This window comes from Azospirillum sp. TSH20 (assembly GCF_003115935.1).
Taxonomy (GTDB): Bacteria; Pseudomonadota; Alphaproteobacteria; order Azospirillales; family Azospirillaceae; genus Azospirillum.
Window position 1 is genome coordinate 1 of sequence record NZ_LGQU01000051.1, and the last position, 22564, is coordinate 22564.

General features: G+C 67.4%; 18 protein-coding genes. 9 read left to right on the forward strand and 9 right to left on the reverse strand.

Annotated elements, in window-relative coordinates; genetic code table 11:
* Nucleotides 1–162 precede the first annotated feature (162 nt).
* The 4 genes from TSH20_RS14765 to TSH20_RS14780 all read right to left on the reverse strand — a co-directional run bounded on the left by TSH20_RS14765 (nucleotide 163) and on the right by TSH20_RS14780 (nucleotide 7359).
* Entirely contained in the window at nucleotides 163–1347 is a 1185-nt protein-coding gene (locus TSH20_RS14765) for an acetate/propionate family kinase (protein WP_109075450.1), read from the reverse strand.
* A gap of 14 nt (nucleotides 1348–1361) precedes the next feature.
* Nucleotides 1362–2750, reverse strand: coding sequence for a bifunctional enoyl-CoA hydratase/phosphate acetyltransferase (locus tag TSH20_RS14770; RefSeq protein WP_109075480.1), 1389 nt, complete (start codon nucleotides 2748–2750; stop codon nucleotides 1362–1364).
* Nucleotides 2751–3323: 573 nt separating this feature from the next.
* Entirely contained in the window at nucleotides 3324–5600 is a 2277-nt protein-coding gene (locus TSH20_RS14775) for an ATP-binding protein (protein WP_109075451.1), read from the reverse strand.
* Between the two features lie 301 nt (nucleotides 5601–5901).
* Nucleotides 5902–7359, reverse strand: a complete 1458-nt coding sequence (locus tag TSH20_RS14780; RefSeq protein WP_109075482.1) for a hybrid sensor histidine kinase/response regulator — start codon at nucleotides 7357–7359, stop codon at nucleotides 5902–5904.
* Nucleotides 7360–7619: 260 nt separating this feature from the next.
* On the opposite strand from TSH20_RS14780, the gene TSH20_RS14785 reads away from it, so the two are divergent.
* The 3 genes from TSH20_RS14785 (at nucleotide 7620) to TSH20_RS14795 (ending at nucleotide 10709) form a co-directional block, all read left to right on the forward strand.
* Entirely contained in the window at nucleotides 7620–9230 is a 1611-nt protein-coding gene (locus TSH20_RS14785; protein WP_247871655.1) for a PAS domain-containing sensor histidine kinase, read from the forward strand.
* A 143-nt stretch (nucleotides 9231–9373) separates the two neighbouring features.
* Nucleotides 9374–9865: an MmcB family DNA repair protein gene (locus tag TSH20_RS14790; RefSeq protein ID WP_109075452.1), complete on the forward strand. Its 492-nt coding sequence runs from the start codon at nucleotides 9374–9376 to the stop codon at nucleotides 9863–9865.
* Nucleotides 9866–9917: 52 nt separating this feature from the next.
* Nucleotides 9918–10709: a response regulator gene (locus TSH20_RS14795; protein WP_247871654.1), complete on the forward strand. Its 792-nt coding sequence runs from the start codon at nucleotides 9918–9920 to the stop codon at nucleotides 10707–10709.
* A gap of 25 nt (nucleotides 10710–10734) precedes the next feature.
* On the opposite strand, the gene TSH20_RS14800 is transcribed toward TSH20_RS14795, so the two are convergent.
* Nucleotides 10735–11985 carry a D-alanyl-D-alanine carboxypeptidase family protein gene (locus TSH20_RS14800; RefSeq protein WP_109075454.1) on the reverse strand — a complete coding sequence of 417 codons (1251 nt, stop codon included), beginning with the start codon at nucleotides 11983–11985 and terminating at the stop codon, nucleotides 10735–10737.
* Nucleotides 11986–12463: 478 nt separating this feature from the next.
* On the opposite strand from TSH20_RS14800, the gene TSH20_RS14805 reads away from it, so the two are divergent.
* Entirely contained in the window at nucleotides 12464–13186 is a 723-nt protein-coding gene (locus TSH20_RS14805) for a hypothetical protein (protein WP_109075455.1), read from the forward strand.
* A gap of 34 nt (nucleotides 13187–13220) precedes the next feature.
* Here TSH20_RS14805 and TSH20_RS14810 read toward each other — a convergent pair whose 3' ends face one another.
* Nucleotides 13221–13982: a peptidase gene (locus TSH20_RS14810; RefSeq protein ID WP_109075456.1), complete on the reverse strand. Its 762-nt coding sequence runs from the start codon at nucleotides 13980–13982 to the stop codon at nucleotides 13221–13223.
* Nucleotides 13983–14478: 496 nt separating this feature from the next.
* Here TSH20_RS14810 and phaP point away from each other — a divergent pair, with 496 nt between their 5' ends.
* From phaP to TSH20_RS14835, 5 genes are all read left to right on the forward strand, one after another.
* Complete coding sequence (phaP, locus tag TSH20_RS14815; protein ID WP_109075457.1) at nucleotides 14479–14991, forward strand: TIGR01841 family phasin; 513 nt, start codon at nucleotides 14479–14481, stop codon at nucleotides 14989–14991.
* Between the two features lie 318 nt (nucleotides 14992–15309).
* Nucleotides 15310–15789, forward strand: a complete 480-nt coding sequence (locus tag TSH20_RS14820) for a phasin family protein (RefSeq protein ID WP_109075458.1) — start codon at nucleotides 15310–15312, stop codon at nucleotides 15787–15789.
* A gap of 360 nt (nucleotides 15790–16149) precedes the next feature.
* Nucleotides 16150–16476, forward strand: a complete 327-nt coding sequence (gene clpS / locus TSH20_RS14825) for an ATP-dependent Clp protease adapter ClpS (protein WP_063633957.1) — start codon at nucleotides 16150–16152, stop codon at nucleotides 16474–16476.
* A gap of 8 nt (nucleotides 16477–16484) precedes the next feature.
* On the forward strand, nucleotides 16485–18800 hold the full coding sequence (gene clpA, locus TSH20_RS14830) for an ATP-dependent Clp protease ATP-binding subunit ClpA (protein ID WP_109075459.1): 2316 nt from the start codon (nucleotides 16485–16487) through the stop codon (nucleotides 18798–18800).
* A gap of 221 nt (nucleotides 18801–19021) precedes the next feature.
* Nucleotides 19022–19810, forward strand: a complete 789-nt coding sequence (locus TSH20_RS14835; protein ID WP_109075483.1) for an NAD kinase — start codon at nucleotides 19022–19024, stop codon at nucleotides 19808–19810.
* 13 nt (nucleotides 19811–19823) lie between these two features.
* Here TSH20_RS14835 and TSH20_RS14840 read toward each other — a convergent pair whose 3' ends face one another.
* The 3 genes from TSH20_RS14840 to TSH20_RS14850 all read right to left on the reverse strand — a co-directional run bounded on the left by TSH20_RS14840 (nucleotide 19824) and on the right by TSH20_RS14850 (nucleotide 22246).
* Nucleotides 19824–21011, reverse strand: coding sequence for a fused response regulator/phosphatase (locus tag TSH20_RS14840; protein WP_109075460.1), 1188 nt, complete (start codon nucleotides 21009–21011; stop codon nucleotides 19824–19826).
* 10 nt (nucleotides 21012–21021) lie between these two features.
* The gene (locus TSH20_RS14845; RefSeq protein ID WP_247871653.1) at nucleotides 21022–21861 is read right to left on the reverse strand and encodes an ATP-binding protein; all 840 of its coding nucleotides are present in this window, start codon (nucleotides 21859–21861) and stop codon (nucleotides 21022–21024) included.
* Nucleotides 21862–21940: 79 nt separating this feature from the next.
* Nucleotides 21941–22246, reverse strand: coding sequence for an STAS domain-containing protein (locus TSH20_RS14850; protein ID WP_109075462.1), 306 nt, complete (start codon nucleotides 22244–22246; stop codon nucleotides 21941–21943).
* Nucleotides 22247–22564: the final 318 nt, after the last annotated feature.

The following is a 22564-nucleotide window of genomic DNA, read 5'->3' on the forward strand; positions in this document are numbered from 1 at the left end:
TCTCAGCGGACCTACGGTCCGCCTGCCGCGTCAGCACAAAGCAAAGCTTTGTGCGAGAGCTGGGCGGGGGAGGGACTGCCGCCACTCTGCCGAACAAGCGCGTATCCCCTCCCCCGCCCAGCGGGGGAGGGTTAGGGTGGGGGTCTAACGCCCCAAAAACACTCACCGCCCCGTCAGCACCTTGCGGGTGTGCAGCGCGATCATCCGTTCCTCGTCGGTCGGGATGACAAAGACCGGCAGGCGGCTGCGCGACGTGGAAATCTTCGCCGCATTGGCCTCATTCGCCGCCGCGTCGATCTCGACGCCCATCCAGGCCAGCTTGTCGCCGACCCGCGCCCGCACGGGGGCGGAGCGTTCGCCGATGCCGGCGGTGAACACCACGGCATCCACCCCGCCCATCGAGGCGGCAAGCGCGCCGGTCTCCTTGGCGATGCGGAAGCAGAACAGCTCCACCGCCTCCTGCGCATGCGGGTCGCGGCTCTCCAGCAGAGCGCGCATGTCGTTGGAGATGCCCGACACGCCGAGCAGGCCGGACTTGTTGTAGAGCAGCTTTTCGATGGCGCCGGCATCCATGCCCTTGCGCATCAGGTAGATCAGCACGCCGGGATCGATGGTGCCGCAGCGGGTGCCCATCGGCAGGCCATCCAGGGCGGTGAAGCCCATGGTGCTGTCGACGCTGCGCCCGCCATGGATGGCGCACATGCTGGCGCCGCTGCCGAGATGGGCGACGACCACCCGCGAATCGCCCAGCTCCGGCGCGATTTCCGGCAGGCGGCGGGAGATGTACTCGTAGGACAGGCCGTGGAAGCCATAACGGCGCACGCCCTCCTCCGTCAGCTCCCGCGGGATGGCGAAGGTCTGTGCCTGCCAGGGCTGGTTGCGGTGGAAGGCGGTGTCGAAGCAGGCGACCTGCGGCAGCTCCGGATGCGCCTCCGCCAGCGCGCGGATGGCGGCGAGGTTGTGCGGCTGGTGCAGCGGGGCGAGCGGGACCAGACCGTCCAGCTCATCCAGCACGGCGGAGGTCAGCAGCACCGGGGTGGCGTGGCGGACGCCGCCATGAACCACCCGGTGACCGGCGGCGATCAGCGTCGCCCCCTCTAGCCGTTCCTCGATCCAGTCCAGCAGGTAGGACAGCAGGGCCGTGCGGTCGCTCGGCTCCCCCGCCCCCCAGCTCTTTTCGGCGAGCGGGCGGCGCTGGGCGTCCTTGGCCTCGAACACCGGCTGGGTGCCGATGCCCGAGATCTGACCGTTGATGGCGACCACCGGATCCCCGCCGCCATGATCCCGGAACACCGAGAATTTCAGGCTGGAGGAGCCGGCATTGATGACGAGGATCGCGTTGGACATGACGTCTGGCTTTCTCACTCGGCCGCGGCGGTGGCGCCACGGCGGCGGGCGGCGGCCGACAGGACGGCCACGGCGCAGGACGCCAGACGGGTGCGCACATTGTCGGCGCGGCTGGTCAGGATGATCGGCACACGGGCGCCCAGCACGATGCCGGCGGCGTCCGCATGGGCCAGGAAGGACAGCTGCTTGGCCAGCATGTTGCCGGCCTCCAGGTCGGGGACGAGCAGGATGTCGGCCTGCCCGGCCACCTCGGACTTGATGCCCTTGGTGATGGCGGCCTCGCGGCTGATGGCGTTGTCGAAGGCCAGCGGGCCGTCGAGGATGCCGCCGGTGATCTGGCCGCGGTCGGCCATCTTGCACAGCGCGGCGGCTTCCAGTGTCGAGGCGATCTTGGTGTTGATGGTCTCGACCGCCGACAGGATGGCGACGCGCGGCACCTCGGTCCCCAGCACCTTGGCGAGGTCGATGGCGTTCTGCACGATGCTGACCTTGTCCTCCAGCGTCGGGTAGATGTTGATCGCCGCATCGGTGATCAGCAGCGGACGCGGGTAGGTCGGGACGTTCATCACGAAGACGTGGCTCAGGCGGCGGCCGGTGCGCAGCCCGGTCTCCTTCCGCACCACCTCGCCCATCAGCTCGTCGGTGTGCAGGCTGCCCTTCATCACCGCCTCGCACTCGCCGGTGCGGGCCAGCCGCACGCCGGTCTCGGCCGAGGCATGGCTGTGGGCGACGTCGACGATGCGGTAGCGGGAGATGTCCAGGCCGTACGTGTCGGCGATGGAGCGGATCTTGGCTTCCGGACCGACCAGCACCGGGTCGATCAGGTTGGCCTCCGCCGCCTCGACGGCGCCACGCAGCGAGCTTTCGTCGCAGGGATGGACGACGGCGGTCGGCACCGGCGGCAGCGACTCGCACTTCTTCAGCATCAGCTCGTGGCCGTCATGGCGGATCACCTGCACCTGCGGCAGCTCCGCGGCGGCGCGGCGCACCTTCTCGGTCGGGGCGATCACCTCGGCGATGCCGGTCGCGACGGTCTTGCCATCCTGGTTGGCGGCGAGGCAGTCGAAGACGACCGTCTTGCGCACCGCATCCTTGGACTTGGCGGTGACCGTCACGGTGACGATGTCGCCCAGCAGGACCGGACGCTCGAACCGCAGATCCTGGCCGACATAGACGGTGCCGGGGCCGGGCAGCAGGGTGCCGAGAACGGCGGAGATCAGCGAGCCCGACCACATGCCATGCCCGACCACCTTGTGGTCGACGGCATAATCCTCGTCGACATGGGACGGGTTGAGGTCGCCGGACACCGTCGCGAACAGCTCGATGTCGGACATGGTCAGGCGGCGCGACAGGCTGGCCTGCTGGCCGATGTGGATTTCCTCGAACGTGACGTTTTCGATCATGGGGCTGCCGTTCTTGCCGGTCGGAACGAGGCCGCTGCGACCCGCCGGGGCGGCGGAGAGGGCGGCGATGGCGGTGTCCATACTAGAATGCTCCTGAAAAGGATCGCGGCGCCCGACCAACGGACCCCGCCTCATCGCGGCGGAAGCCCGAATGCCGGTGACCGGAACGGATGCCCCATTGGGGCGGGGCATCCGTCGCGGCGGCAGGCCGTATCCCCCCAAGCCCGGTTCCCATTGCCGTCGGCGCCCTTCGGGGGCATGCCATGGCGACGGGCCGGACTCCGTCTTGTTGGGTTCCGTCGAAGCGGAACCTTCGCCCTCCAAGGATTATCCAAGGAGTGTGCTTATGCGAAAGCAATAGCCCCTATGGCGAAGGGGCCCAATGACCTACATCAATAAAGTCGCCAAGCTATTGTTGCAGCTGGGTTACTGGGATCGTTTCGGTGCAGTGAGCAGCCGCAGCATAACCGAAACTTGCGCGGACACGGACGGGAAAAGCGGACCCGCTGGCAGGACTGCCACCATTGCGCGCTGCGGTATGGAGGAACCAGGACAGGAGGCGAGAGCGGCGGCTCACTCCGCCGCGGCGCTGCAGTGGCAGCGCTGCTCGACCAGCGGCACGCTGACGGCGAAGACGGTGCCGCGCCCCACCTGCGACCGCACGGTGACGGGATGGTCCAGCATCTGGGACATGCGGCGGACGATGGACAACCCCAGTCCCAGTCCCCGGCCGCTGTCGCGCTGATCGGTGCCGCAGCGGTAGAAATCCTCGAAGATCGCCGCCATTTCCGCCTCGGCGATGCCGGGGCCGGTGTCCCACACCTCGATGGACAGGCGGAACCCGCCATCGGCGTCCGACCGGCGCCGGCAGCCCAGCAGGATCCGTCCCTCCGTGGTGTAGCGCAGGGCGTTGACCAGCAGGTTGCGGACCATCCGCTCCAGCAGGATCGGATCGCTCTGCACCCGGGCGGAACAGTCGACGGTCCGCAGCTGGAGCCCGCGGTCGATCGCCTGATCGCCGATCTCGACCGACAACCGGGCGAGGATGTCCTGGACGTCGAATTCCGCCACCCGCGGCTTGACGTTGCCGACCTCCAGCGCGGAGGTGTCGAGCAGGGTGGACAGCAGCGTGTTGCCGGCGGTCAGCGCCTCCCCCAGCTTGTTCGCCACCTCCACCTGCTGGGGATCGTCCAGCTTGCTCATCAGGATGTGGTGGAACAGGCTCATCGCCTGGAAAGGCTGGCGGAGATCGTGGCTGGCGGCGGCCAGGAAGCGGCTCTTCGCCTGATTGGCCCGCTCCGCATCGGCATGGGCGCGGGACAGCGCCTCCCGGATCTCGACCGACTCCGTCATGTCGATGGCAGCGCAGACGACGCCGGCCACCGCCCCGGTTTCGTCGCGCATCGGCTCCACCGACAGGTCGAGCACCCGCCGGCTGCCGCCATAGGTCACCTCCAGCTCGCACCGGGTGCCGATGCCGCTTTCGATCACGGACCGCTTGATGGCCGACATCCGCGCCGCCTCGTCCGCGGGGAACAGCTCGGCATCGGTCCGGCCGATCATCCGCTCCGGATGCAGGTCGGTGCGTGGGCAATAGATCCACAGATGCCTCAGGTTACAGTCCTGGCTGAACAACGTGACCTTGGAATAGCGCAGCGCCAGCCGGAAGCGTTCCTCGCTCTCGCGCAGGGCGCGGGCCATGGCGGCACGGGCACGCGCCTCGGTCCGCAGCAGGCGCTTGGTGCGCGCTTCCCGCAGGACATAGGCCGCGACACCCGCGGTCAGGAGAATCCCGCCGATCAGCATGGTCCAGGCCAACCGGTCGTCCGCGCTGAACAGCCGCGCCGCGTCCGGCAGCACATAGAGCCGCCACACCCGCCCGGCAAAGGCGATGTCGCGGACGATGGCATGCGGCGCCGCGTCTCCCGTCAGCTGCTCGACGGTGAGGGGATCGACCGGCGGATGGGGCAGCTCTCCGGGACGGCCGATCGCCCCTTCGGCGGCCAGCATCCGTGGCACGCCCATATCCGGCCGGACCGGCGGCTCCAGAAGATAGACGTCGCCGATGGAAAGGCCGACCCGGCGCACCGCATCCCGCAGCAACTGCCCGATGTCGAAACTGGTCCACAGGAAACCGGTGAGCAGATCGCAGACGATGGGCTCGACCAGCCGGCCCGGATCGTCTTCGACTTCGCGGGTATAGACCGGCAGGTAGAGCAGCACGGAATTCTCGCCCAAATTCGCCCGCAACGGCTCGCCTTCTGCCGCGACCAGACGATTGGCGGCGCAGGACCGCACCAGCACGTCGCGCTGGCCGGAAAGACTGGCCATGTCGAGGCCGATCAGTCCGGCGGCGGATTGTGGTTCGGCCAGCACGTTGACGAACCGGTCGGCTGCCATCCCGGCGGTGTCGTATTCGGGACCGCGTCCGTATTCCGGACCGCTTCCCCCATCGGCATTGCGAACCGCGAACGAGGAGTAGCCGGCCGAGCGCATCGCCCGCTCAAGCAGAGGCACGTTCCGTTTGGAAATCCGTCGGGCCCAGGCGACCGCCCGCAGATTGGGATAAAGCGGCAGCAGGGGTTCGGCCGCCGACGCGAAGCTCGCATCCGTCACCGGGGCGGGGCCGGCCAACGGACCGCTGAGCGCACGCAGCAGCACGCTCTGATGCTCGAAGCTCGCCTTCAGCTCGTCGTGGAGCTGGATCGCCTGACGGTCGGCCAGGGCATGTTCGGCTTGGCTTGTCGCGCTGCGGACCAACAGAAAGGCCGATAGCGACAGGAACAGCCCGGCGATGACGATCACCGGCAGCGCTGCCGTCCTTCCCCCCGCCCGATATCGCCGGTTCATCCGAACGCCCCCCACCCCATCCGTTCGAACAGTCGCTGCTCAACCCGGATCATAACGAAGCGAAAGCATAAATGGGTATGTTTAAGTTCACCATCAAACCAAAGGAAGGGTTCACTCCGCCGATTGGAGGAGAAGAATGGGCTTGCCTTGCGAATAAACGTCGCAACCTTGTTGCATTTCGCCGCATCCCCCGCCTCTGTTTCAGGAATGTCACTGCACTGCAGCAGAGGCCGAAAGATCCGACACTATATATTCGACACGTTTTTCCAGAAGACCCGATTTCCAAACTTGATCTTTGTTATCAAAGGGGATCATGTCCGAGCAGACGGACGACGGCGGCACGCAGGGCGAGCGGCGCGACCGGCTTGTGAAGCAGAGGGTACCCGGACAACCGCGCCTCGCGCAGGCGCTTGGGATCGGTATCGCCGGTCAGGATCATGCCAGGCACGGGACGGTCGAACAGCTTGGCGATCTGCCGGATGGCGACGATGCCGTTGGCCGCTCCCTTCAGCCGCAGATCGGAGATGACGAGGTCGAAGGGCTCCGGGGCCGGACCGATCCGTTCGACGGCCATGTCGTAGGACTCCGCCCCGACGACGCTGCACCCCCATTGCCCCAGCAGCGCCTCCAGCGCGGCCAGCACCATGGGGTCGTCCTCGATCACCAGGATGCGGGTGCGGCTGATGTCGGCGGTGCTGCTGTCCGGCGCAGGGGCCGCGACGGCCTCCTCCCGGCTGGAGGCATCGGTCGCGTCGGCGCCCGTTTCGACCGACAGGGGAACCACGACGGCGATGACGGTGCCCCGCCCCTCCTCGGCGCAGACTTCCAGCCCGAGGCCAAGCTTCCGCGCAAGGCCGCGCACCAGGGTCAGGTCCAGCCCCAGCGATCCCGCCCCTTCGCCGGCCTGCTTCGCCAGTTCCGCCCGAAGGGAGGCCAGACGTTGCGGCGACAGGCCACGGCCGCTGTCCCACAGCTCGATGCGCAGACGGTCTCCGCGCGTGCGGCAGCCCAGCAGCACGCGGCCCCGGATCGTCCCGCGCAGGGCATTGGCAACCAGGCCATGCAGCAGACGTTCGAGCAAAGCCGAATCAGTCCGCACCATGGCGGAACAGGGCATCACGGTGAAGCGCAGCCCACGGTCGGCAAAGCGCGGCGCCACCTCCAGCGCGAGGCGCATCAGCACGCCGTTGACCGCGTGGGTGCGGATGTCCGGCTCGGTGAGGCCGCTTTCAAGACGGACGAGGTCGAAATGGCCGTCGACCATGCTGCGCATCGATTCCACCGCCTGGGCCATCGAGCGCAGCAGGTCGCGATCCTGCCGGCCATCAAGCCTGCCACCCAGCCTGCCATCGAGCGTGCCGATCAGCAGGGACAGCGCCGCCAAAGGCTGGCGCAGGTCGTGGCTCGCGGCGGCGAAAAGGCGCCCGGCGGGATCGCCCATCGGCGAGGCCGCAGCATTGCGGGAATTCGATGACGAAGGCGAACCTTGGAACCGCCAAACCGCGCCGCCGTTGGCAAGCGGCAGGACCGTGTGCTCCGGCATCACGTCCCCTGGCATCTCGCCCGTCGACATCACGCCCAATTCCGCGCCGGAGGAGAGGTGGGTACACAGATCCTCGTCCGACAGACCGGCGATCAGGCGGCCGGCGAGCGCGGGCAGGTCCGCTGCCGCGGGCGTCCAATCGACCAGCAGTCCGTTGGCTCCGAACACCAGAATGGCCGGCACAGCACCGCCGGCGTCGTCTTGGCTGCCGTTCACGGTCACACCTGCATCCCATGCCTCATGCTCCGATGGGACTCAACACTATGGAAGGCGCGGCCCGTTGCAAAGCCCGCCATTCGGCAGACTTCACGCGAAGATCACTGCGGTATCCTCAATCAAACCTTTCGTTGCTTTTTCGGCAAATCCACAGAACTGCTTGAACAGCCAGCCTCCCCTGTTACAATTCGACAAATATTCGCTGACCTCACAAGCCGGGCCTTCAGTGTTTTTTAGGAATGGTCTGCAATGATGGCGGAATGGATTGCGACACGCAGACTTGTGCCGATGGTGGGCACGACAGGGCCGTTGCCGGGGAATTCCCGTCGATCGATCCGCTGCTGTTCGCCATGCTGCAACTGCCGGACGCCGTTGCGCTCTTCAAAACGCACACCGATTGCACCGGCGCGCTGACGGACCTGGAATGGCAGTCGGCCAACCCGGCGGCGGAGCGGCTGCTGGGCGTCGCTCCGCTGACCGGCAAGCGGCTGCGCGGGAGTGGCACCGATGCCGCCTGCCCCGGACTGTTCGCCGCATTGGCCGATGCCCTGCATGGCCCGGTGGAGCGCACCGTCGCCGCCCGGCGCGGGACGACGCCGGTGCGCTGGCGGGTTGCTGCCGGACCGGCCCCCGGCGGCCTGTGCGCCATCCTGACCGATCTCGGCCCCGAGAACCCGTCCGTGGCGGAGGCGCTGGCCGAAAGCCTGACCGCGGCGCTGGAACACAGCGCCGAGAGCTTCGCCCTGTTCGATCACGCGGACCGTCTGGTCCACGCCAACGGCCGGCTGAAGAAGGACCTGCCCACCCTGGCCGACCGGCTGGTTCCCGGCGTGCCGTTCGAGGATCTGGCCCGCGGCTTCGCCCTGGCCGATCCGCGCCTGACCACCGACGAGGAGCGAGCGGTCTGGATGACGGCCCGGCTGGAGCGCCATCGCCGCCAGGAGCCGCCGGTGGTGGTGCCGCTGCCCGACGGGCGCTGGCTGCTCAGCCGCGAACATGCGGTGCCGGGCGGCGTGCTGGTCCATTACACCGACGTCACCACGCTGAAGCTGAACGAGGAGCGGCTGCGCATCCGCGAGACGGAGGCACGCGCCGCCCGTGCGGAAGCGGAAAGCGCCAGCCGCGCCAAGAGCGCCTTCCTGGCCCAGATGAGCCACGAGCTGCGCACGCCGCTGAATGCGGTGCTGGGCTTCTCGGAAATGCTGCTGTCTGAGCCGTTCGGGCCGCTCGGCAATCCACGTTACCGCAGCTATGCCGGCGACATCCGCGATGCCGGCACCCACCTGCTGGCGCTGATCGACGACATTCTGGAGCTGTCGCGCCTGGACAGCGGCGGGATGCCGCTGGCGGAGGACGGGGTGGATCTGGACACGCTGTCGCTGCGGGTCTTTTCCGCCCTGCAGGAGGCGGCGGCGGAAGGCGACGTCCGCATGCGCCGGGAGGTGCCGGCCGGCCTGCCGTTGCTGCGGGGCGACGCCCAGGCGCTGACCCAGATGCTGACCAACCTGCTGTCGAACGCCGTCACCCACACCCGTCCCAGCGGTGAAGTGGTGTTGACCGTGAATCTCATGCCCGACGGCGGGCTCGGGCTGATGGTGGCCGACACCGGCGTCGGCATCCCGACCGCCGACCTTCCGCACATCCTCCACCCCTTCGAGCCGTCGGACTCCACCATCGCCCGCAACTCCCGTGGGACCGGGCTGGGGCTGCCGATCGTCAAGCGGCTGGTTGAGATGCATGGCGGACGGCTGGAGCTGACCAGCCAGCCGGGGGTCGGTACTGCGGCGGTGCTGGTCTTCCCCGCCGAGCGCAGCCTGCCGCGCGACCGCTGCCGTCCGGCCCCCCTGCCCCCGGTCATTCTGCCAAGCTGACTCGGGTGGCCTGATTGGGGCGGCCTGATTGGGATGGCCTGATCGCGACCAGCCATACTTTTGCCCCTTGGCGACGACGCGCGGACCGGTCATTGTGGGGCCATGTTCCCTACCCGTTCCTATTTCGATGGTGGCACCGCGCCATGAGCGACGATTTTGCCGTTCCGGTATCCGACAGCGGCTCCGGCCTCCCGGCCGGGGGTGCGCCGCCGATCTTCCGTGGCGTGCGGCGGGCGCTGGCGTTGCGCGGCTATGCGACCCTGACCGAATTCCGGCTGGCGAGCGGCCGGCGGGCCGACGTTCTTGCCATCGACGAGGCCGGCAGCATCCTGATCGTCGAAGTGAAGAGCGGCGTTCCCGATTTCCGCTCCGACCAGAAATGGCAGGAGTATCGCGACTGGTGCGACGCCTTCTATTTTGCCGTCGACGACGGGTTCCCGACCGAACTGATCCCGGAGGATTGCGGGCTGATGGTTGCCGACGCCTATGGCGCGGAGGTCCTGCGCGAGGCGCCGGTCGCCAAGCTGGCCGCTGCCCGCCGCAAGACCCTGCTGCTGCGCGCCGCGATGACCGGCGCCGGGCGCCTGCACCGGATCGAGGATCCGATGTTCACCCAGGCCTCGCCCACGGTGTGATCCCGCCGCTCCCCTGACCTTACCGGTGCGCCACGACGCGAAACCGGGTAGAGTGAGCGATCATATCAACCAGGGAGAGCGGATCGGCATGACGGCGGACCGGACGGGCGAAGCACAGCCCTTGCAGATCCTGCTGGCGGAGGACGAGACGGTTACCCGCCTTGCCGCCCGCGCCCTGCTGGAACGTGCCGGCCATCGGGTGGTGGCGGTGGAAGATGGACCGGCTGCCGTCGCGGCGGCTGCGCAGGGCGGTTTCGACCTGATCCTGATGGATCTGGACCTGCCCGGCCTGCCCGGCGACGAGGCGGTGCGCGCCATCCGCCGGCAGCCGAACGGCGCCGCCCCGCGCATTCTCATGCTGACCGCCAGCGCCACCGCGCAAGGACGCGCCCGCTGCACCGACAGCGGCGCCGACGGCATGCTGACCAAGCCGCTGCGACTGGACGCCTTGTCCTTGATGCCGGGAGACGGGCCGCAAGCCGCACCACCGTCAACCGGGCCGGCCTTCGATGAGGGGGCGATCAGAACGATGCGGGAGATGCTGCCCGCCGCCCGCGCCGCCGAACTGCTCGACCGGACGGCCGCGGTTCTGGACCAGCATGGGAAGGCGCTGGCCGCGGCGTTGAAGGAGGGGGACCGGACAACGGCCGGGGCGATGGCCCACAAGATCGCCGGCGTGTCGGGCCAATATGGTTGTCTGGCCTTGCGCCGGGCGGCCCGTGCCCTGGAAGCCGGCCTGGAGCGGCCGGGCACCGATCAGGCGCAGTTGGCCGAGGAATTGGCCGGCACGCTGGCGCCGGCCATCGGGTTCCTGAAGCGGAGCGCCGCCGCGGCGCAGGACTGAGCCCGGCCGCCCGCGGCTGCCGTCGTCAGCCCCGCTCGCCCGGCGACACGGCGACGCAGTGGTGGCCGTGCTTGGTCAGAACGGCGCAGGCCTTGCGGGCGTCCTTTTCGTCCAACCCGGTCAGGCGGGCACGATAGACGGTCTCCTTGCCGGTCTTCGCCTGCACGACGCTGGGCTTGGCCGTCCGCAGCAGGAACGGCGCCTGCTTGACCGCCTGGCTCACCGCCTTGTTGCCGGCCGCCTTGCTGGAGAAGGCACCGACCTGGACACCCCAATGCGAAGAGGCGCTGCCGCGGCTCGCCTTCTCTTCCTTCGGAGCCGCGACCGGGATCGCTGCCGTCTGCAGGGAGGCGCGGACCGGCTTGGCCTTCACCACCGGCTCTTCATCATCATCCCCCTCGCCGTCGGTGGCGTCGGAGCGGGTGGTGTCGAGGCTCGCCATCACCGGCGCGTCCTCGTTGCCCCGGCTGGGCCGGCCGAAGGCCTGATCGAGCAGGGCCGCCATCTTGTTGTCGCGCGACACGGCCGACTTGCCGCCCATCACCACGCCGACCAGACGCCGCCCGTCCCGCACCGCCGAGGCGGCGAGGTTGAAGCCGGACGCGACGGTATAGCCGGTCTTGATGCCGTCCATCCCCTCGTAGCGGGACATCAGGTGATTGTGGTTGGCCAGGGTGCGGCCGCCATATGCGAAGTTGCGGCGGCTGAAATAGGGATAGTACTTGGCATGGTCGCGCATCAGCGCGCGGGACAGCATCGCGTAGTCGCGGGCGGTCGTCACCTGCTCCATGTTCGGCAGGCCGGAGGCGTTGCGGTAGACGGTGTGGCGCATGCCGATTTCACGGGCCTTACGCGTCATCATCTCCGCAAAGCGCGACTCGGTGCCGCCCAGCGCCTCCGCCAGCACCACCGCGGCGTCGTTGGCCGACTTGGTGACGAGGCCGAGGATCGCCGTCTCCACCTTCAGGGTCTGGCCGGCGCGCAGGCCCAGCTTGGTCGGCGACATGCTCTCCGCCCAGGACGAGACCGGCAATTGCTGGTCGAGGGTCAGGCGACCGTCATCCAGCGCATCGAAGGTCAGGTACAGGGTCATCATCTTGGTCAGGGACGCCGGATAGGTGATCGCGTCGGCATCCTGGTCGATCAGCACCTGCCCGGTCCGGGCATCGACGACGATGGCCGCGGCCTTTGCCGCCAGCGCCTCGGCGGCGGACAGGCCGGCTCCGGCGGCCACCATGCCCAGCAGCGCGGCGGCCGCGAACAAATGGCGACCCACACCCGCCGAACTCCGCCCCCCGTTCGTGTCCGCCGCGCGAAAGGCGAACGGAAACAATCCGTTACGAACGGTGTTGCGCGTTACACTCATGATGGCCCCGCCAACCGCTAGATACTGGTGCTTGGTTCAATGGTAAATTCGTGCGAAATCAGTGTCTAGCATGAATTCGTTAATTTACTGCTTTGGCTTTTCGCAGTTTCTGTGGCCAAAATTGCGGGTCCTGCATGACGAGGGAATGGAAAGGCGGACACGGCACGGCGGAAGGGTTACGGCAGGGGGCAGACGGGTTACCGGCGCCATCCGACAGGCCGAAGCCCGCCATCCGGGGCTTGCCGCGGCGCCCTTTCTTCTCCACCTACCAGGGGCCGCAGACGCGAGGCAAGCGACAATGAGTCGTGGTCATCAAAGAACCGTTCCGGCCACCCTTTTCCGCCATGGCCTGGCCCGGCGTTTTGCCCGGGGGGCGATGGCGGCGGCCATGGCCGCCTCCCTGCTGGCGCTCGCCGGCTGCGGCTCGGTGGGACCGACCGACAATCCGCTGGCGCGCAAGCTGACCTGGTTCAGCTATCTCAATGGCGACGATCTGCGGTCGCGCTGCGGCAAGGACGGCGCCGACCGCTTCCGCCTGATCTTCAACGCCGACTACAATCGGCACGTGCGCACCTATGACGTCGTCGGCGATCCCGACCGCGGCGGCGCGGCGGTGGAGGCGCATGTGATCGAGGCGACCGACCTCGCCCGCATGACGCTGACCGACCCGTTCTCCGCGGCGCGCGGCCGCACGGCGACCCTGCAGCTGACCGCGGCGCAATATGACAACTTCATCGGCCGTCTGCGCGACGACGGGGCGTTCGACCCGCCTCCCCAGGGGCTGCGGCTGCCGTCCAACGGTTTCTATTGGCTGATCAACGGCTGCCGTGCCGGCCAGTGGTTCTTCACCGCCTTTCCCTACCCGTCCAGCCGCTTCACCGACGCCCGCTTCCCGGAACTTCTGCGCGGACTCGACCCGACCGGCGTCGCCTTCCCCGGCCTGCCGGACCCCGACGATGCGCCACGCACCCTGCCCTCCTCCGGCCAACTGGCCGACGGCGGGGTGTTCTTCGAGATTCAGGTCGGCCGGGATGGATTGGGCCACTACGGGCTGGTTGGCCCGACCGCCCCCTTCGGGGCGCTGCTGCTGAGCGCCCTTCCGGGAAACTGATCGCCAGTCAGGCCACGTCCTTTCGGGCCGCCTGTCAGACCGCCTCTTCGGCCGGCTGGCGCGGGCGCATCTCTTCCGGGACCAGCGTCTCGACCCACGGGCCGTCCGGCATGCGGCGGGCCAGTTCCGTCAGGTTGCGGTTCCACCACTGGCGCTGTTCGCTGAGATCGTCATAGTCGTAGTTCGACTGGCGCCAGCTGCGCGACTCCGCATGGTAGGACACCATGTCGATGGGGAAGCCGACGTCGTTGGTGGAGAAGCGGGTGCTGTCGAAGGACAGATAGGCCAGCTTCAGCGCCGTCTGCATGTCGGTGCCGTAGGTCAGCGCGCGGTCCAGGATCGGCTTGCCATAGGCGGTGGCGCCGATCGACAGGTAGGGCGTGCGTTCGTCCACCTCGATCCAGTTGCCCTCCGGATAGACCAGGAACATGAAGGGTTCGCGGTCCTCGGCCAGCTGGCCGCCGATGATGGCGTGCAGGTTGAAGTGCAGCTTGGACGCCTCCAGCGACTCCCGGTCCTCCGCGGCGACCTGCCGCAGGCAGGTGGTGAAGGCCGACACCGCGTCAAGCATGGTGGCATAGGCCTCGCCCCGGCGCTTCTGCATGTCGCGGCGCAGATAGGCCAGCGTCTTGTCGCGGACGCTGCGCAGGCCGGAGTTCATGATGAAGAAGCGGTCGCCGCCGCTGCCCATCATCGTCACCTTGCGGGCCGACGACAGTTGCGATCCGCTGGTGATCCGGCCGTCCGACAGACCGATCAGGCCGTCGCGGGTCTTGATGCCAAGGCAATAGGTCATGGTCGAAATGGTCCCGAAGATGCGGCCTGACGAAGGGATGGCCCTGTGCGCCGCGTCCAAGCGCCGCACCTGACCAATGGCCGAGGCGAATCCCCTCCACGGCCACGCTACACTTGTCCCAGCGCCGGTAAAGTCTTCGTTAAGGACAGTCTCCGCCGAAGACTTGCCGCCGCTTCCGCGACCGCCGCCTCCGCCCACAACGAAGGCGTCTATGGTGTCATGGGAATTTCACGCTTTCGGGGTAAGTTCGGCACAACGGAGTAAGCCGCATACCTGCCGAACGGACTGTTGACACCGCGCAGTGTCTAGCCCATAAAATCCTTATATTGCAGTGCAGCATTTTCGGGGCTGACCTGGGGTCGCCTGGAAAACCGTGACAACGGCTGCACAACGTAAAAATGCAACGCACACCGCTGCCGGCCGGCTCCGCGCCACGCTTTGCGGCGGGCGGGCCCACTCTCCATACGCCGGCATCAGCCAGGAAGGAACGCGCGTCATGAACCAGTTTACGCCGAAATCGCTCGAGACCGTCGCCGCCCAGGCCAAGGAGCAGTACGAGGGTCTGGTGAAGGCCGGCCAGGAGCAGACGGTCAAGCAGTTCGAGCAGACCGCGACCGCCGCCAAGGAGCAGTTCGAGAAGACCGCCGCCCAGCTGCTGAAGAGCTATGAGGACCTGCAGGCCACTGGCAAGGCCAATGTCGAGGCGCTGATCGCCAGCAGCACCATCGCCGCCAAGGGCGCCGAGGATCTGGGCCGCGAGGTGGTCGCCTATGGCCAGTCGGCGCTGGACAAGTCCATCACCACCGGCAAGGCCCTGCTGACCGCCAAGTCCCTGCAGGAAGTGGTTGAGCTGCAGAACGATTTCCTGAAGTCGAGCTTCGACGCGATGCTGGCCGAGACCAGCCGCCTGCAGGAGCTGACCACCAAGGTCACCAACGAGGCGCTGGCCCCGCTGAACGCCCGCGTCACCGCGACGGTGGAGACCTTCTCCAAGCCGCTCGCCGCCTGATCGGCCCGATCGGACGCGACCTGACGGCCGGGGTTCAGCCATGGACCCCGGCCCCGCAAACGGCCCGGCAACCACCACGCGGTTGCCGGGCCGTATTGCGTTCCGGGTTCCGTCCGATGCACGCCCGCGGCTTTTGTGCAGTGCACAATACCCATTGACTCCGCGCCCGGGGTTCCTTACATTCTGCTCATGTTGCAGTGCAGCATATCTCGGGCGCCCGGTCCTTCGGGGTCCGAGGGCCTCAACCCACTCCGCGCCCGGTCGCCGCATCGTCGGGGCCGCGCGGTTGACCCCTGAGAGAGCGCGAGGAGCATAGCCATGTCCGACCAGATCGCCGCCGTCACCAAGTCCGTCGAAGACGCCATCGCCACCGCCAAGCAGAACCTGGAAGGCCTCGTGAAGGCCCAGCAGGAGCAGATGGAAAAGGCCTCCGCCCAGGTGATGAAGGGCTATGAGGAGCTGACCGCCCTCACCAAGGGGAATGTCGACGCGTTCGTGCAGTCCGGCACCGTCGTCGCCAAGGGCGCGGAAGAGGCCGGCAAGCAGGTCGCCGCCTTCACCCAGTCCTCGCTGGAGAAGGGCGTGTCGAACGCCAAGTCCATGCTGGCGGTGAAGACGATCCAGGAACTGGTCGAACTGCAGAAGGCCTACACCAAGGCCAGCCTCGACGCCTTCGTGTCCGAGAGCACCAAGCTGCATGAGCTGACCGTCAAGGTCGCCAACGAGGCGCTGGCTCCGCTGAGCGCCCGCGTCAACGCCACGGTCGAGGTCCTGTCGAAGAAGCAGGTCGCCGCCTGACCGGCGCCCACGGGCCGGGATTTGATCCTCCCGGCTTGACCGGCGGGCGTCCCATGCCCACCTGACCGACCGCATCGCAGCGGCCCGGCATCCCGCACAGGGGTGCCGGGCCGTTTTGCGTCCGGAAGCCCCCCTGCCCTGGCCCCCTGCCCTCGCGATACCGCACAAAGGCTTAGGGTTTCCCGCCGATTGCGGCCCAACCGGAAGGGGTGTCTCCTAATTCGGGGTATCGGACGGCCGACCGGACCAAAGGAGGGTCTGCCAAATGGAGAGAGACCGAAAACGGCCCCTTCCCACCGCGCCCGAAATGACCATATCATTCACAGTGACAGTGCATCGCGATGACATTCGACTGGGACCATGGCCGACTCTGACAAGCAGGGCAACGACGGCACGAACAGCGGCGTGGTCGTAAAGGCCAAGCCAAAGACCAAAAAGCCGTCGATGTATAAGGTCTTGATGTTGAACGACGATTATACTCCGATGGAGTTCGTCGTTCTCGTTCTCGAACGCTTCTTCAGCAAATCGCGGGAGGAAGCGACCCAGATCATGCTGCATGTGCACCGGCGGGGTGTGGGGTTGTGCGGCGTGTTCACCTACGAGGTGGCGGAGACGAAAGTCACGCAGGTGATGGACTTTGCGCGCCAGCACCAGCATCCGCTGCAATGCACGTTAGAAAAGGATTAGACCCACACATGCTGTCGCGTAACCTGGAACAGACGCTGCACCGAGCCCTGGCCCACGCGAACGAGCGCAGGCATGAATACGCGACGCTCGAACATCTTCTGCTCGCGTTGACCGAAGACTCCGATGCTACCGCCGTCTTGCGCGCTTGCGGGATCGACCTCGACCGTCTGCGCGCGGAACTGTCGGATTACCTCGACAACGAACTGGCGAACCTTATCACGAACAGGCCTGATGATGCCAAGCCGACGGCTGGTTTCCAACGGGTTCTGCAGCGTGCGGCCATCCACGTCCAGTCGTCGGGACGTGAGGAGGTGACGGGAGCAAATGTGCTCGTTGCCTTGTTCTCTGAACGCGAGAGCCACGCAGTCTATTTCCTGCAGGAGCAGGAGATGACCCGGTTCGACGCGGTCAACTACATCTCTCACGGAATCGCGAAGGCTCCGGGCCGCTCGGAAACAAAGCGTGTCTCGGGCGCTGACGACGAGGCGGCGGCGGAGAAGGTCGTGAAAAAAGGCAGCGAAGCGCTAGAGGCGTATTGTGTCAACCTGAACAAGAAGGCGTCCGGCGGGAAGATCGATCCGCTGATCGGCCGGGAGCAGGAGGTCGAACGGACCATCCAGATCCTGTGCCGGCGGTCGAAGAACAACCCGCTCTACGTCGGCGACCCCGGTGTGGGCAAGACCGCCATCGCCGAGGGCCTCGCCCGCCGCATCGTCCAGCAGGAAGTGCCGGAGGTGCTGCGCAACGCCACCATCTTCGCGCTCGACATGGGCTCGCTGCTGGCCGGCACCCGCTATCGCGGCGATTTCGAGGAGCGGCTGAAGGCCGTCGTGTCGGAGCTTGAGGCGACGGAGGGGGCAATCCTCTTCATCGACGAAATCCACACGGTGATCGGCGCCGGCGCCACCTCGGGCGGGGCGATGGATGCCTCGAACCTGCTGAAGCCGGCCCTGGCCTCCGGTTCGCTGCGCTGCATCGGGTCGACCACCTACAAGGAATACCGCAGCTACTTCGAGAAGGACCGGGCGCTGGTCCGCCGCTTCCAGAAGATCGACGTCAACGAGCCGTCGGTCGAGGATGCGATCAAGATCCTGCAAGGCCTGAAGCCCTACTACGAGAAGCACCACAAGGTCACCTACACCAACGACGCCATCCGCGTCGCGGTGGAGCTGTCGGCCAAGTATATCGGCGACCGCAAGCTGCCCGACAAAGCCATTGACATCATTGACGAGGTCGGTGCGGCGCAGATGCTGCTGCCGGAGAACAAGCGCCGCAAGAAGATCGGCGTGAAGGACGTGGAGGCGGTGGTCGCCAAGATCGCCCGCATCCCGCCGAAGTCGGTCAGCCGCGACGACAAGGAAACGCTCCTGAACCTGGAGCGCGACCTGAAGACCATGGTCTTCGGCCAGAACAAGGCGATCGACGCGCTGGTCTCCGCGATCAAGCTGGCCCGTGCCGGCCTGCGCGAGCCGGAGAAGCCCATCGGCAACTACCTGTTCACCGGCCCGACCGGTGTCGGCAAGACCGAGGTGGCCCGCCAGCTCGCCATGACTCTCGGCATCGAACTGACCCGCTTCGACATGTCCGAGTACATGGAGCGGCACACGGTGTCGCGCCTGATCGGCGCCCCGCCGGGCTATGTCGGCTTCGACCAGGGCGGCATGCTGACCGACGCCATCGACCAGCACCCGCACTGCGTCCTGCTGCTGGACGAGATCGAGAAGGCCCATCCGGATCTGTTCAACATTCTGTTGCAGATCATGGACCACGGCAAGCTGACCGACCACAACGGCAAGATCGTCGATTTCCGCAACGTCATCCTGATCATGACTTCGAACGCCGGGGCCGCCGACATGGCCAAGCCCGCCATCGGCTTCGAGCGTGACCGCCGGGTCGGCGAGGACATCGAAGCGGTCGAGAAGATGTTCACGCCGGAGTTCCGCAACCGTCTCGACGCGATCATCCCGTTCGCGCCGCTGACGCAGGAGGTGATCAACCGCGTCGTCGACAAGTTCATCATGCAGATGGAAGCGCAGCTGGAAGACCGCGGCGTGTCCATCGAGCTGAACGAAGAGGCGCGCGAGTGGCTGGGCAAGAAGGGCTACGATCCGCTCTATGGCGCCCGCCCGCTTGGCCGCGTGATCCAGGAGTACATCAAGAAGCCGCTGGCGGAAGAGCTGCTGTTCGGCAAGCTCAGCAAGGGCGGTCTGGTCAAGGTCACCGTCAAGGACGACAAGCCGGCCTTCGACTATGCCGAAGGCAACCGGCCGAAGCGCACCTCCGGCGACGATGACGAGGAGATGGTGTCGGAGATGGTCGAGTAACCTCGGCCGATCCGTTCCATATCGTAAAAAAGGGGGCCGTCCGCGGTCCCCTTTTTCGTTGTGCGACAGATGGATGCGCTCTTTTGCATCGCCTCGTCATCGCGCGATACTTTTGCGCGACTGCCGGACTGCGCTATGGTCGCGGCATGACCGATCCCGTCGCCATGCAGTCCGCCGCTGCGCCCGCCCTTCCCCACTCCGCCGACGCGCAGGCGCCGCTGATGCCCGCGCCCGACGCGCTGCGCATCGCTTTCGCCTGCGCCGATACGGAGGAGGCGCGGGCGGCCCGTACCCGGCTGGTCCACCGCTACGGCAACGCCACGGCGGACGAGGCCGACGTGATCGTCGCGCTGGGCGGCGACGGCTTCCTGCTGGAAACGCTGCACCGGGCGCTGACCCGCAACCGCCAGCGGCCGACGCCGGTCTACGGCATGAACCGCGGGTCGGTCGGCTTCCTGCTGAATGTCTACCGCGAGGAGGATCTGGCGGAGCGCATCGTCGCGTCCCAGCATGTCCGCCTGCACCCGCTGCGCATGGTGGCCACACGGGTCAACGGCGAGCGGGTGGAGGCGCTGGGCATCAACGAGGTATCGCTGCTGCGCGAGACGCGGCAGGCGGCGAAGCTGCGCATCACCATCGACGGGGTGGTCCGGCTGCCGGAGCTGATCTGCGACGGCGCGCTGGTAGCGACGCCGGCCGGCAGCACCGCCTACAATCTGTCGGCCCATGGCCCGATCGTGCCGCTGAACGCCGGCGTGCTGGCCCTGACCCCGATCAGCGCCTTCCGCCCGCGGCGCTGGCGTGGCGCCCTGCTTCCCCATGCCGCCCGCATCTGCTTCGACGTGCTGGAGGAGACCAAGCGCCCGGTCAGCGCCGTCGCCGACTTCACCGAGGTGCGCGAGGTCCTGCGGGTCGAAGTGCAGGAATGCCGCGACGTCGGCCTGACCCTGCTGTTCGACCCCGAACTGAACTTCGAAGAACGCATCCTGAAGGAGCAGTTCGCGCCGTAAAGCTCACGCCCTCTCACGCCCGTCTGGCGACCCAGACGGCGGTCAGGTCGTCGCGCAGCGGCAGGCTGGTGCGGGCATAGAAGCTGTCCATCATCGGGCGCAGAGGACGCTGGCGGTCACGGGCCAGCCCGTCGCGGACGAAGTCGGGCACCGCGTCCTGCCCCAGCGGGCCGCACTCCTCACCACCGCATTCGATCAGGGCGTCGCTGTACAGGAACAGGAAGCCGCCGCGCGGCAGGCGATGGCTCTGGTCGACATACTGCGCCCGGCGCGAGGCGCCCAGCACCAGCCCCGCCGAATCGAGCAGGCGGATATCCGGCGCGTTCCCCCTGGTGGCGGACGGCGTTCCCAGAACCGGGTTGGGCGAACCGGCCGCGGCAAAGGTCAGCGTGTCGATGGCAAGGTCGAGGATGCCGAAGAAGGCGGTGGCGAACTGACCCGTCGGCAGCACGTCCTTCAGGGCGGAGTTCAACTGCACCAGCCATTGCGACGGCGCCATGTGCTGCATCGGGAAGCGGTCGATCAGCGTGTGCAGGCGGAAGGTGTTGATCGCCGCGGTGATGCCGTGCCCGGCGAAATCGACCATCAGCAGCCCCAGCCGCCGGTCGCCCAGCGGGTAGAGGCCCCAGAAATCGCCGCCCAGTTCCGACGACGTCTCGAAATGCGCATCCAGCGTCAGGCCATAGCGGTCGGCCACCTCGGCCAGCCGGCGGTTCTCCGGCAGAAGCGAGGTCTGCATGGCGCGGGCATGCGACAGCTCGCGCTGGACCCGCTCGCGGAAGGCGGCAAGGTCGCCGAACAGCTTGCGCTTCTCCAGCTGGTGGCGGACGCGGGCCACGCATTCGCCCGGCTTGATCGGCTTGGAGATGAAGTCGCTGCCGCCGGCCTCGAAACAGCGCACCTGCTCCTCGTCGCTGTCCAGCGCGGTCTGGAACAGCACCGGAAGCTCTTCGTGGGTGGCGTTGCGGCGCAGCGCCTCGCACATCTGCCAGCCGTTCATCACCGGCATGTCGACGTCGAGCAGGACGAGGTCGGGACGGAAGCGGTCGACGGCCGCCAGCCCTTCCCGCCCATTCTCGGCGAAGGCGATGTCGGTGATGCCGGCGCGGCGGATCACCAGGGCAAGGGATTTGCGGTTGAATTCGTTGTCGTCGACGATCAGGACGCGGCAGTCCGACAGCGACAGGGCGGGCCCGGCCATGGACGCTCCGTCAGCGCTCGAACTGCAGGACGGTGCAGCGCCCGCCATCGGTCACCGTCACCCGCGAGGCCAGCGTGCGCATGAAGACGAAGCCGCGGCCCGACCGCGCCTTGTTGCCGCTGATGGCCGGAGCCAGTTCGGTGTCGAAGCCGCCGCCCTGGTCCACCACCGCGATGGCGATGCTGCGCTCGTTCCAGCGGCAGAAGATGTCCAGCCGGCGCCGCACCACGGCGGGATCGCCCAGCCGGTCGCGCATCATCTCGCTGAAGCGGCGGTAGCCGCCCGGCTCCCCCTTCACCGCGCTGGAAAGTCCGAGGTTGCCATGGACGATGGCGTTGGCGACCGCCTCGTGCAGGCAAAGCTCCACGTTGGAGCGGCGTTGCGGATCGAGCGCGCCGCGCCGCACCAGCTCGTCGCAGACCAGCACCGGGCATTGCAGGCCATAGGCGGTACCGGTGGTCAGCGATAGATAGAATCCGGGCAGGTCCGGATGGTCCGCCGCCGGCGCGCCCGTCCAGTCGTCCAGCAGGGCCGCCGCCTCGTCGGCACCCTCACCCAGTTCCACCGTCAGGAACGGGCCGCGGTCGAAGGCGGCGCGCAGCCGGTCGCGGTCCGCCCGGTCCATCAGCAGCGTTTCCACCACATTTTCGCTCGGCCGCTCGCCTGAGCGCTCCCCCGGCCGCGCGTCCGGGGACGCAGGACCGTCGCCCGGCTGCTGGTCCGTTCCGCAGAAGCGCGCAAGGACGCGGGCGGCCATGTCGGCAGGCACCCGGTCGCGCAGCAGGCTGAAGCCACGCAAAGCCGCTTCGGCCGGAGGCTCGGCCCTGCGGTCGTGATGAGCGGCGTCCATGCGGCAAACTCCCATCGGACGGAAACCGGCAGGCAGGCGGGATCGGATCGCTCCGTCCCCGCGGTTCGAATTCGGCCGCTCAGGGCTCGATGGTGATGATCTCGCTCAGCCGCGCGAGTTCGATCGACCGCCTGACGTCTCCCGCCGGGCCGCGAACCACCAGCTTGATCTCGTGGTTCTCGGCCTCGTCCTGGAGGATCAGCAGCATGCCGAGACCGGCGGAGTCGACGAACTCCAGCGCAGACAGGTCGAGGACGAAGCGCCGTGTGCTGGTATGCCCCAACAGGTCCACCAGTTCGTGCAGCTTGTCATGATCGGTAAATTCCAGGCGGCCGGTCAGCCTGACTTCGGTCGCATCGCCTGTATTGGTCGTCTTGAAATCCATAAATCCCCTCAACTGGTCCGCAGCCTTGGCCGCATCCATACGAATGCGCGCGAAACCCAGGCACATTGCTTATGCACAGTAGTGCATTCCGTCGCCTTGTCTCAAGTGTCGATACTGCGGCTGCGCAGTATTTCCCGGAACTGCGACATTGCTTCCATGGCCGGCCTCGGGATTCACCCCCATGGACGGGTTGCACGCAAGGGAGTAGAACATATCCGGGAAGGCACGCGCGCCGCGTGCCGAACCGGCATCGCCGGCTCAAGATACATCAGTTGCGGGCGTCCACCGCCGGGCCCCGCCCAGTCCGCACGTCCCGCC

Coding starts and splice junctions, on each gene's coding strand:
- TSH20_RS14840 (WP_109075460.1), bottom strand. CDS start 21,011: ATGGCCGGGCCCGCCCTGTCGCTGTCGGACTGCCGCGTCCTGATCGTC.
- phaP (WP_109075457.1), top strand. CDS start 14,479: ATGAACCAGTTTACGCCGAAATCGCTCGAGACCGTCGCCGCCCAGGCC.
- TSH20_RS14805 (WP_109075455.1), top strand. CDS start 12,464: ATGGCCGCCTCCCTGCTGGCGCTCGCCGGCTGCGGCTCGGTGGGACCG.
- TSH20_RS14810 (WP_109075456.1), bottom strand. CDS start 13,982: ATGACCTATTGCCTTGGCATCAAGACCCGCGACGGCCTGATCGGTCTG.
- TSH20_RS14850 (WP_109075462.1), bottom strand. CDS start 22,246: ATGGATTTCAAGACGACCAATACAGGCGATGCGACCGAAGTCAGGCTG.
- TSH20_RS14835 (WP_109075483.1), top strand. CDS start 19,022: ATGCCCGCGCCCGACGCGCTGCGCATCGCTTTCGCCTGCGCCGATACG.
- TSH20_RS14775 (WP_109075451.1), bottom strand. CDS start 5,600: ATGAACCGGCGATATCGGGCGGGGGGAAGGACGGCAGCGCTGCCGGTG.
- TSH20_RS14785 (WP_247871655.1), top strand. CDS start 7,620: ATGGATTGCGACACGCAGACTTGTGCCGATGGTGGGCACGACAGGGCC.
- TSH20_RS14820 (WP_109075458.1), top strand. CDS start 15,310: ATGTCCGACCAGATCGCCGCCGTCACCAAGTCCGTCGAAGACGCCATC.
- clpS (WP_063633957.1), top strand. CDS start 16,150: ATGGCCGACTCTGACAAGCAGGGCAACGACGGCACGAACAGCGGCGTG.
- TSH20_RS14845 (WP_247871653.1), bottom strand. CDS start 21,861: ATGGACGCCGCTCATCACGACCGCAGGGCCGAGCCTCCGGCCGAAGCG.
- TSH20_RS14770 (WP_109075480.1), bottom strand. CDS start 2,750: ATGATCGAAAACGTCACGTTCGAGGAAATCCACATCGGCCAGCAGGCC.
- clpA (WP_109075459.1), top strand. CDS start 16,485: ATGCTGTCGCGTAACCTGGAACAGACGCTGCACCGAGCCCTGGCCCAC.
- TSH20_RS14765 (WP_109075450.1), bottom strand. CDS start 1,347: ATGTCCAACGCGATCCTCGTCATCAATGCCGGCTCCTCCAGCCTGAAA.
- TSH20_RS14790 (WP_109075452.1), top strand. CDS start 9,374: ATGAGCGACGATTTTGCCGTTCCGGTATCCGACAGCGGCTCCGGCCTC.